The following is a 9,148-nucleotide window of genomic DNA, read 5'->3' on the forward strand; positions in this document are numbered from 1 at the left end:
CACTTCGTCCCCGTGCCGGACGAAGTGCGGGCCCATCGGTCGTCCGCGCACCCGCCCGGACGCGGTTGCCGCGGGGCAGGGCGTACTCGCCCCGCGGGCTCAGGTGAGGGCGGCGACCAGCAGCGTGAAGGCGGCGATGATGACGGCGACGCGGACGTAGTGCCAGCGGTCCCAGCGGTTGCTCTGCTCCTTCCAGTCCTCGGGCCGGTTCTCGGGGGTCCACGTCTTGCCCCGGTTGTTGATCGGGACGAGCAGCAGGATCGACATGATCACGCTGAGGATCAGCAGTGCGGCGGCGGTGACGACGAGGCCGGTGCCGGGGCGGTGCCATCCGGCGACGGCCCAGACCGCGACCAGGACGAGCGAGGAGATGTACCAGACCGGCATCACGGCGCCGAGCATCCGGCCCCCGTGGGCGCGGCCGAGCTGGCCGCTGTCCTCGGGGAGTGCGTCGAGGATCCGGTTGACGACGAAGGCGACGGAGAACTCCACCCCCACCATCACGCCGACGGACACGGTGGTGAAGACCTCGAGTGCGTTGAGCATGATGACCCCTCCTGGGATCTAGCGCTGCTAGCCGATGAGGCAACGCTAGCGCTGCTGACGCTCGATTGTCTAGCGGTGCTAGGATCGAATCATGTCGGTACAGGAACGCAAGCAGCGCGAACGGGCGGACCGTGAGCGCCTCATCGTGGCCACGGCCCGCGAACTCGCCGAGCAGCAGGGCTGGGACGCGGTCACCACCCGCCGGCTCGCCGAGCGCATCGAATACAGCCAGCCCGTCCTCTACAGCCATTTCCGCGGCAAGCGCGAGATCATCGGCGCCGTCGCCCTCGAAGGTGCCACCGAGATGGCCGCGGCGCTGCGGGCCGCGACCTCCGCCGCGGACGGCCCCCGCGCCCGGGTCACCGCCCTCGCCCGCGCCTACCTCGACTTCGCCGAACGCAATCCGGCGGTCTACGACGCCATGTTCCAGCTCGACGGCGGCCTGGCGTTCGCGCACGAGGACACCCCGGAGGCGCTGAAGGACGGCTTCGCGGCCCTGCTGGAAAGCCTCGGCGAGGTCGCCGGGGACGGAGTCCACCCGGCACTGTTCACCGAGGTGTTCTGGGCGGCCCTGCACGGGCTGGCCACCCTGACCCGGGCGGGACGGCTGCCGCCGGAGGACACCGAGCGGAGGGTGGAGCTGCTGGTGGACCGGCTCGCCGTGGTCTGACACACCGTCCCGGCGGGTGCGTCGCCGGGACCCTCGGGCCCCGTCGACGCACCCGCGGCATCACTTGCGGTCACTTGTGCCCCCACGGCGCAGCCGCGGATCGCCGGGCCCCGGACCCGCTACGGGCACTCACCCCGGAAGCCGCAGTGCTCATCGGTCACGGCCCGATACGTGCCCCGGCAGGCGGTGACGGACAGTTGAGCGGAGTCAAGAGCTGGCCTCGGTACGCGGCATTCCGCTCGGCCGGACTCCTTCGCCACGATGTCTACTGCACCACGACCGTGCCGTGCATGAAGGGGTGGATCGAGCAGATGTACGCGTATGTCCCGGGTGTGGTGAAGGTGTAGCTGTACGAGGCGCCTTGGCCCAGCATCCCGGAAGCGAGCGGGCCGGAACCGCTGCTGGTCACCGTGTGCGTGTCGGTGTCGTTGTTGGTCCAGGTGACAGTGGTGCCCGTGCTGACCGTGAGCGTGCCGGGCGAGAACGCGTAGTTCGCTATGGTGACCTGCTGCGCTCCGGCGGCCGGGGCCTTGGGCACGGCCGTCAGGACGGTCTGCGACACCGAGGGCGCGGCGACCCCGTGCGATTGTGCGGCCACCGGACCCCCGGCGCCGAGCGCACCGAGTCCTGCGGCGACCACAGCGGCCACCAGGGGCCTCGCGATCCGACGGCGCGCATTGTCGTTGGTCTTGGTATTCCTGCGTGATGTCTCAGTCATGATGCCCACCCAAGTGTGTTGGCTTGACGCAGGGCCTCTTTCAGCGTATCCCGCTCGCCGCCGGAGGGGCATCCCGGCAGGTTGACCGCCCAGGACCTCCGCCGGATCACGGGTGAGGCCGTGTCCCCTGCCTTGCAGCAGCGTCGGTGTGGCGTCGTGCGAGATCGGCTGCGATGCCGTCCAGGACGCCGGCGAGACCTGCGGCGAACAGGGCGTCGAGGTCCCAGGGGTCGGCGCCCGCGCGCATGGCGCGGGCCAGCCGGGGATACGCCCCGGGTTCGTACAGCGGGCTCTGTGCGCGGTCCGGGGCCTCCCGTCCCTCTTCCGTGGCAGTCCTCGACTGCCGCTCCGCCTCCGCGTCGCTCACGAGGGTCAGTGCGACGCCCTGCACGTAGGAGGCGAACATGAACATGTACCGGAAGGCGTCGGCCGGTTCGAGGTCGAGCCCGTCGAACGAGGAGAAGGCGCTTTCGCTGTCCGCGGCCAGAGCGGGGCTGAAGTACGCGCGGGTCGTCACCATGACTCTCGGCAGGATCCACGGATGGCGGTGGTACAGGTCCCAGTCGCGGTGTGCGGCGCGTTCGAGGCCGTGACGCCAGTCGCGTGGGGGTGAGTCGGGCAACGGCACGTCGGTCATCGCGGCTTCCACCATCAGGGTCACCAGGTCGTCCTTGGATGCCACATGCCGGTACAGGGACATCGTGCCGGTGCCGAGTTCCATGGCGACCCGCCGCATCGACAGCGCGTCGAGCCCCTCCGCGTCCGCGACGGCGATCCCCGCCCGCACGATGCGCTCGACGGTGAGGTGCCGCGTGCCGTCGTCGCTCTCCGGGGCGCGGGCCGGTGTTTCCGCCCTGCGTGTCCGGTAGGCCCTGGCCTGGCACGCACGGGAACAGTAGATCCTCGGCCGTCCCCGGTCCGCAGGCTCCATCGCCCTTCCGCACGACACGCATGTCGGCTGCACGGACATCGGCATCCTCCTTTTCGTCACACGCATGAAGTGTGTCGAAATTCTAGACCGCCGGCACGAACGCTCCCGAATCGACGTCAAGAATGCAGGTCAAAAACCCTTTGCCGTGCTTTCCTGGGCGTGCGTAGTCTGCATCTGCTGAAGCGTACGACGTACGCATCCGGAGCGGTCCGGCCGATCCGGATCTTGCACGGACCAGGAGAGGGCATGACTGAACACGAAGGAAGAGCCGGAAGCAGGGAGTGGGTCGGTCTCGCCGTCCTGGTGCTGCCCTGCCTGCTCGCGTCCATGGACATGTCCGTCATGTTCATCACCCTCCCGTCCCTGGCGGCGGACCTCGGCCCGAGCGGTTCCGAACAACTGTGGATCATGGACTCCTACGGGTTCCTCCTCGCCGGCCTGCTCATCACCATGGGGACGCTCGGTGACCGCTTCGGGCGGCGGCGGGTGCTCCTCGCGGGCGCCGCGGCCTTCGGCGTCGCCTCGGTCCTGGCGGCCTGCTCGACCAGCCCCGGGACGCTCATCGCGGCCCGCGTGCTCCTGGGCATCGCCGGAGCCACGCTGGCGCCGTCCACCCTCTCCCTGATCCGGAGCATGTTCCACGACGCCGCGCAGCGGGCCACCGCGGTCGGCATCTGGACGGCCGGATTCGCGGGCGGTGCCGTGCTCGGCCCGATCATCGGCGGTCTGCTCCTGGAGCACTTCTGGTGGGGATCGGTCTTCCTGGTCAACGTGCCGGTGATGGTCCTGCTGCTGATCCTCGGCCCGCTCCTGCTCGCCGAGCACCGCGACCCCGAGCCGGGCCGTTTCGACCTGCTCGGCGCCGCCATGTCCCTCGTGGCCGTGCTCGGCGTCATCTACGGCATCAAGGCTGTGGCGGAGCACGGCTTCGGTTGGATTCCCCTGGCATGCTGCATCGTCGGAGTCACCGTGGGGGCGGCATTCCTCCGCCGTCAGCACACGGCTGCGAACCCGATGATCGACATGAAGCTGTTCCGCACACGCCGGTTCACCGTGCCCCTGCTCATCGACGCGCTGGCGACGTTCGGACTGGTCGGCTTCAGCCTGTTCAACTGGCAGTTCATGCAACTCGTCCTGGGCATGGGGCCGTTGGAGTCGGCCGTGTGGTCCTTGCCCACCTTCCTCGTGATGCCCGTGGGGATCGCGCTGGCCACTGCGATCGCTCCCCGCATCGGCAAACACAACGTGATCGCCGCCGGGCTGCTCGTGGCCACCGCCGGCTACGTCGTGCTGACTCTGCTCCGGGCCGATTCGGGAATCGGCCACCTCGTCAGCGGCATGACCGTCGTCTCGATCGGCATCGGCGCCGTCTCCGCCGTCGTCACCGAGGTGATCCTGTCCGCCGCACCACCGGAACGGGCCGGGGCGGCCTCCGCCATGGCCGAGACCTCGGCCGAATTCGGCGGCGCACTGGGCATCGCGCTCCTGGGCAGTATCGGCACCACCGTCTACCGTTCCGAACTGGCCGCCAAGGCGCCCGACAACCTCACCCCCGAAGAACTGGAGGCGGCAAGGAGCACCCTCGGCGGCGCGGTCGAGACCGCCGCAGCCCTCCCGCAGGGCGTCGCTGACACCCTGCGGAACGCAGCCTTCGACGCCTTCGCCCAAGAAACCCGGATCGCCTCGACGGTCAGCGCCGTCCTGATGACCGGGGCGGCCATCCTCATCGGCACTCTGCTCCGCACCGCGCGCACCCGGACCGGCCCCGAGGCGCTCCAGCCTGCAGCGGAGCGCCATGACGGGAACCGGGCGGGGAGCCCGCCCCCCGAGGCAACCTCGAAGGCGAAGGGAGTTTGAGCATCAGTCAGCTGTCCTGGCTGCGCAGCGTGAGGTAGCCGGACAACAGGGCCGCCGCTGCCCAGGCCGCGAGGATCAGCAGACCAGTCGCCGGGCTGAGGCCAGGATCGGCCTTCATGACCTCGGCACCGGCGTGGTCGGGCAGGTAACGGGCGGCGGTGCGCAGCGCCGGGACGGCGTTGGCGATCGGCGAGAGTACGAAGACGAAGGCGAACAGCAGCGAGAGCGCGAGCGCGGTACTGCGCAGCATCGTCGCGACTCCCACTGAGAACAGGCACATCAGGGTCAGGTAGAGGCAGGCCCCGAGGACGGCGCGCAGCGCTCCGGGATGGCTCAACTCGACGCCTTGTGGGCCCAGGGCCGTCTGGGAGGCGAGGAAGGCGAGGAAAGCGGTCGGGACGGCCACCAGCAGGGCCACCGTGCCGGCGGCGGTGATCTTGGCGAGGTAGAAGAGGCCGCGCCTGGGCACCGCGGCGAGCGAAGTGCGGATCATGCCACTGCCGTACTCGGCGCAGACCAGCAGGACCGCGAAGGCGATCAGGGCCAGTTGGCCGAACTGGACGCCGACGAATCCGGCGTCCACCGGATTGAAGTCGGAGCGCAGCAGGTCGCTCTTCCTGTCGATCGCCGAGCGGGCCGAGGCGCCGTTCAGCACGCCGATCCCGACGCTGACGACCAGGGCGACCACGAGCGGGACGAGCGTCGACCGGACCGTCCGGATCTTGGTCAGTTCGGCCCGGACCACGGCCGTCGGTGCGTTAGAGGACATGCTGGTTCCTCCCCGTGAAGGCCCCGGCCCGGTACTGGGCGGCGTCGCTGGTGAGGCGGAGGAAGGCGTCCTCCAGGGAGGCCGTGCGGGTGGCCAGCTCCCCGAGGACGAGCCCGGCCTCGGCCGCGATCCGACCCACCTTCTCCGTTTCGGCGCCGTCGACGACCACGGCGCCGCGCTCCTCCTGGTGCGCCGTCAGCCCGGCGCGGGTCAGGGCGCCCAGCAGCCGGTCCGGCTCCGAGGTGCGGACCAGCACCTGGGGACGGCAGTTGTCGGCGATGAAGTCGTCCATGCCGGTGTCGGCGAGCAGCCTGCCGCGCCCGATCACCACCAGGTGCTCGGCGGTGATCGCCATTTCGCTCATCAGGTGGCTGGACACCAGGACCGTCCGGCCCTCGGCGGCCAGGCCCTGCAGCAGCGTGCGGATCCAGCGCACGCCCTCCGGGTCGAGGCCGTTGACCGGTTCGTCCAGCAGCAGCACCTGCGGGTCGCCGAGCAGTGCGGCGGCGATGCCGAGCCGCTGGCCCATGCCGAGCGAGAAGCCGCCGGCCCGGCGGGAGGAGACGGACTCCAGGCCCACCAGGGCGAGCACCTCGCGGACCCGGGCGCGGCCGATCCGGCTGGTCCGGGCGAGCCACAGCAGGTGGTGGTAGGCGGTGCGGCTGCTCTGCACCGCCTTGGCCTCCAGCAACGCGCCGACGTGCCGCAGCGGTTCGCGTAGCTCGTGGTAGGCCTTGCCGTCGTAGCGGACGTGGCCCTTGTCGGGGCGGTCCAGGCCGAGCATCATGCGCAGGGTGGTGGACTTGCCGGCCCCGTTCGGGCCCAGGAAGCCCGTCACCCGGCCGGGCCGGACCGTGAAGGTGAGCCCGTCGATCGCGATCGTGTCGCGATAGCGCTTGGTCAGTTGCCGTAGTTCGATCACGGCATCAGGCTGCCGCGGAGCGGTGCCGCGGCACATCGGCCGGCGCTCCGAACCGTGGCCTCCACCGGGCGGCGGAGGCCACGGGCTCCACCGGCGCCTTCTCATACCACGGGCGGTCGTTCCCGGGGCTGAGGCACTGTCGTGCCCGAGCGGCTACGGTGAGCGCATGGCCCAACTCCCACCGACCTGGCTGACGCTGTACCGTGACGGTGCCGTCCGGCCGCTGCGCCGGAGCGAGTTGGTGGCCGTCGACGGCCTGGTGGCGGTGGTGCTGACCGCGCTGTTCCTGGCGTTGCCGGGCCCGGCGTGGAGCTCCTACGGCGGGTGGTCGGCTCGGCTCGCCCTCGCGGCCGCGATGGGACTGCCGCTGGCCCTGCGCCGGGCCCGCCCGGCTGCGGTCTGTGCGGTGGTCACGGCGGCCTCGGTGGTGGCCTCGGTGGCCGGCACCGTCCGGGAGCCGTTCCTCGGTGTGGCCCTCGCGCTCTACCAGGTGGCCGTCACCACCCCGGCCCGGCGGGTGCCCACCCCGGTGATCGGGGCGGTGAGCGGCGGCGTGCTGGTGCTGCTCCTGATCTCGGGCTCCCCGAGCGGAGGCGGGCAGGACCTCGTGCTCCACCTGGCCGGCCTGGCCGTGGCCGGGATGGCCTGGGTGCTCGGGCGGGCGGTCCGCGAGCGGCGTGCGCATGCCGCCCGCTCGGCCCGACGGGTCGCCGTGGAGGCCGTCACCGAGGAACGGCTACGGATCGCCCGGGAGTTGCACGACATCGTGGCTCACCACGTCGGGGTGATCGCGGTGAAGGCCGGCGTGGCCAATCACCTGTTGGCCACCCATCCGGAGGGGACCGGCGAGGCGCTGTGGGTGATCGAGACGGCCAGCCGCTCGGCGCTGACCGAGATGCGGCAGATGCTCAGCGTGCTGCGGGCCGGCGAGTCCGAGCCGGAGGCCGACGGGGTGGACGGGCTGCGCCCGGCGCCCGGGCTCGCCGCGCTGCCCGAGCTGGTGGCCGGCGCCACCGCGGCGGGGCTCACCGCCGAGCTGCGCACCGAGGGCACCGCCGACCTGCCTCAGGGGGTGCAGAGTTCGGCGTACCGGGTGGTGCAGGAGGCGCTGACCAACGTGCTCAAGCACGCCGGGCCGACCCGTTGCCGGGTCGATCTGGTCGCTGACGGGCGGGAGTTGCGGATCGAGGTGACCGATGAGGGCGCCGTCACGGCCCGGGCCGCCCGTCGGGCCGGCCACGGCGGCGGGTACCTGACGTGGCACGGTCCCACCGAGGCGGCCGGGCACGGGAGTGGCCACGGCCTGATCGGCATGCGGGAGCGGGTGGAGTTGTTCGGCGGACGGTTCGACGCCGGGCCGCTGTCCGGCGGCGGCTTCGTCGTTCGGGCCGAACTTCCGTACCGGACCGCGGCGTCCGTGGGGGAGGAGCCCTGATCAGGACCGGCATGACGAACCGCCCGGAGCCGGGGCGCCGGACCGGCCGGGCGGGCGCCCCGCCCCCGGGCGGAACGACGAACGCGTGGAGGACCGTGTGACCGAGCCCGTCCGCGTCCTGGTGGTGGACGACCAGGCGCTGCTGCGCGGCAGCTTCCGGATGCTGATCGACGCCGAACCCGGCCTGACCGTGGTCGGCGAGGCGGCGGACGGCGCCGCCGCGATCGAGCTGGTGGTCGAGCAGCGGCCCGACGTGGTGCTGATGGACGTGCGGATGCCCGGCACGGACGGCATCGAGGCCACCCGGACGATCTGTGAGCGGAACCCGAGTGTGCGGGTCCTGATGCTCACCATGTTCGACCTGGACGCGCACGTCTTCGCGGCGCTGCGGGCCGGAGCAGCCGGGTTCCTGCTCAAGGACATCCCGCCCGCCGAACTGCTGCACGCGATCCGGGTGGTGGCCGCGGGGGAGGGCCTGCTCTCGCCGAGCGTCACCCGGCGACTGATTTCGGAGTTCTGCCGCCACCCGGCCACCGAACCCGCGGGTCCACCGCCCGCACTGGACGGCCTGACCGGCCGGGAGCGGCAGGTGCTCCAACTGGTGGGTGCCGGACGGTCCAACGCGGAGATCGCGCAGGAACTGCACATCTCCGCGGCGACGGTGAAGACGCACTTGAGCCACCTGCTGGACAAACTCGACGCCCGGGACCGGGTCCAGCTGGTGATCGTCGGCTACGAGAGCGGACTGCTCACCCCGCGCCACCGGGTCTGACCGGTCGGCTCCTGTACGCCGCCACCCGTACCAAGCACGTGATGTGCTCAGCGCCGCCCCCCAGAGCCGCATCCGAAGGGATTGCGTGAGGGTCTTGGCGCCCCCACCGGCCCACTGGCTCTGTGTGTGGGGGCGCACGGTAGCGCCGCAGCGCCCGCGCGCTCCGGCGCTACCCGCCCGCCGTCGTCAGTGCAGCAGCACCCGCAGGCTGAGCAGTCCCCGGTGCCTTGGGTTCTCCTGCCACTGCGCGGCCGCGGCCGGTTCGGCCAGACGCAGGGCCGGGAAGCGGCGCAGCAGTTCGCTGAACGCGACCTCGGCCTGTAGCCGGCCCAGCTGTGCGCCGAGGCAATGGTGGATGCCGTGGCCGAACGCGAGGTGTCGGGTGGCGTCCGGGCGGGTGATGTCGAAGCGGTCGGGGTCGGCGAAGACGGCCGGGTCGCGGTTGGCGGCGAGCAGCGCGATCTGGACGAACTCGCCGGCCGGGATCGTGGTGCCCGCGATGGTCACCGGCTCGGTCGTGCGGCGTAG

General features: G+C 71.6%; 10 protein-coding genes. 4 read left to right on the plus strand and 6 right to left on the minus strand.

The annotated features are described in order from the left end of the window. Positions 1-99: 99 nt before the first annotated feature. The gene (locus tag ACFU7Y_RS33075; RefSeq protein WP_224281015.1) at positions 100-546 is read right to left on the minus strand and encodes a DUF1772 domain-containing protein; all 447 of its coding nucleotides are present in this window, start codon (positions 544-546) and stop codon (positions 100-102) included. A gap of 91 nt (positions 547-637) precedes the next feature. Between ACFU7Y_RS33075 and ACFU7Y_RS33080 the strand changes: the two genes are divergently transcribed. Next, entirely contained in the window at positions 638-1,216 is a 579-nt protein-coding gene (locus ACFU7Y_RS33080) for a TetR/AcrR family transcriptional regulator (protein WP_224281014.1), read from the plus strand. A gap of 265 nt (positions 1,217-1,481) precedes the next feature. On the opposite strand, the gene ACFU7Y_RS33085 is transcribed toward ACFU7Y_RS33080, so the two are convergent. Together ACFU7Y_RS33085 and ACFU7Y_RS33090 are read right to left on the minus strand one after the other, a co-directional pair. Next, positions 1,482-1,934 (minus strand): cupredoxin family copper-binding protein, encoded by a 453-nt coding sequence (locus ACFU7Y_RS33085; RefSeq protein WP_224281013.1) that lies wholly within the window; start codon positions 1,932-1,934, stop codon positions 1,482-1,484. Positions 1,935-2,040: 106 nt separating this feature from the next. Continuing rightward, a complete protein-coding gene (locus ACFU7Y_RS33090; protein ID WP_380770584.1) occupies positions 2,041-2,904 on the minus strand; it encodes a TetR/AcrR family transcriptional regulator in 864 nt (287 codons plus the stop codon). Between the two features lie 207 nt (positions 2,905-3,111). On the opposite strand from ACFU7Y_RS33090, the gene ACFU7Y_RS33095 reads away from it, so the two are divergent. Continuing rightward, positions 3,112-4,722, plus strand: a complete 1,611-nt coding sequence (locus ACFU7Y_RS33095) for an MFS transporter (protein ID WP_224281012.1) — start codon at positions 3,112-3,114, stop codon at positions 4,720-4,722. Positions 4,723-4,729: 7 nt separating this feature from the next. On the opposite strand, the gene ACFU7Y_RS33100 is transcribed toward ACFU7Y_RS33095, so the two are convergent. Both ACFU7Y_RS33100 and ACFU7Y_RS33105 read right to left on the minus strand, forming a co-directional pair. Next, the gene (locus ACFU7Y_RS33100; RefSeq protein WP_224281011.1) at positions 4,730-5,491 is read right to left on the minus strand and encodes an ABC transporter permease; all 762 of its coding nucleotides are present in this window, start codon (positions 5,489-5,491) and stop codon (positions 4,730-4,732) included. Beyond that, positions 5,481-6,413, minus strand: coding sequence for an ATP-binding cassette domain-containing protein (locus ACFU7Y_RS33105; RefSeq protein WP_224281010.1), 933 nt, complete (start codon positions 6,411-6,413; stop codon positions 5,481-5,483). The genes ACFU7Y_RS33100 and ACFU7Y_RS33105 overlap by 11 nt, the downstream gene beginning before the upstream one ends. Before the next feature lie 166 nt (positions 6,414-6,579). Here ACFU7Y_RS33105 and ACFU7Y_RS33110 point away from each other — a divergent pair, with 166 nt between their 5' ends. Both ACFU7Y_RS33110 and ACFU7Y_RS33115 read left to right on the plus strand, forming a co-directional pair. Continuing rightward, on the plus strand, positions 6,580-7,848 hold the full coding sequence (locus tag ACFU7Y_RS33110; protein ID WP_224281009.1) for a sensor histidine kinase: 1,269 nt from the start codon (positions 6,580-6,582) through the stop codon (positions 7,846-7,848). A gap of 97 nt (positions 7,849-7,945) precedes the next feature. Then, a complete protein-coding gene (locus ACFU7Y_RS33115; protein ID WP_224281008.1) occupies positions 7,946-8,620 on the plus strand; it encodes a response regulator transcription factor in 675 nt (224 codons plus the stop codon). 186 nt (positions 8,621-8,806) lie between these two features. Here the strand turns inward: ACFU7Y_RS33115 and ACFU7Y_RS33120 are convergent. Next, positions 8,807-9,148 (minus strand): cytochrome P450 (locus ACFU7Y_RS33120; RefSeq protein WP_380770586.1); only part of this gene is annotated, 342 nt, incomplete at its 5' end.

Source organism: Kitasatospora sp. NPDC057542, assembly GCF_042801945.1.
Classification (GTDB): domain Bacteria; phylum Actinomycetota; class Actinomycetes; order Streptomycetales; family Streptomycetaceae; genus Kitasatospora.